1 pseudogene is annotated in these 740 nt (G+C 75.1%); it reads right to left on the bottom strand.

What is annotated here, in order from left to right:
• Nucleotides 1-740, bottom strand: a pseudogene (locus IG90_RS0138735) (hypothetical protein); the annotation flags it as partial.

The following is a 740-nucleotide window of genomic DNA, read 5'->3' as shown; positions in this document are numbered from 1 at the left end:
TGAGGCCGTCCAGGGTGCGGATCTCGGGGATGATCGCGTGCGGTGCGGACATGGAATCTCCGTTCTGTGCGGTGTCGGGCACCACCGTCAGGTGGCGGGTCCCGGCGGGCGGTTCAGGAACCGGGGCCGGTTCCGGCACCGGCTGCGGCTCGGGGGTGTGAGGGTGCGGCGGGGTCGGCACCGTGGCGGTGTCGTCGCCCGGCCAGCCCATGACCTCCGGCTTGCGCGGGTCAGGGACCGTCGCCGCAGCGGGCGGCGCCGGGTCGGGGTCGGGGATCGGGCTGACCGGCTCGTACTTGTTGTCGCCGCCCCAGTCGTCCCAGTCGTCGTCCCAGCTCCTCGTCGGAGAGACCGGTTCGACGGGCTCGGTGACGACGACGGGCGGCTCGGGGGCCGGCGGGGCGGGGTCGGGCAGGTCATCCGACGGCGGCGGGAACGGCGGGCGGGGCCCGGCCTCGGCCTCCTCCGCCTTGCGCTTCTCTTCGGCCGCCGCCTTCGCCGCTTCGGCCGCTTCCTTCTCGGCCTGGGCGGCTTCCTTCTCGGCCTTGCGCTTGGCGGCGCGCTCGGCCATCTTCTGCCGGCGCTCCTCGCGGATCTGGGGCCACCGCTCGCGGTAGCCCTCACCGACGGCCTTCCACATGACCGTGCTGGTCTCGGTGAGGACCGCGAGCGGGACCGCGGCCTTCCCGCCGATCGTGGCGCTGCGGGGGGCGGCGGCGCTGAACGTTCCGCCCGGCTCG

It is taken from the genome of Streptomyces anulatus (assembly GCF_000721175.1).
Taxonomy (GTDB): domain Bacteria; phylum Actinomycetota; class Actinomycetes; order Streptomycetales; family Streptomycetaceae; genus Streptomyces; species Streptomyces anulatus_C.
Note: the sequence above shows the minus strand (reverse complement) of the source record. Positions and strands in the feature narration are given on the sequence as shown.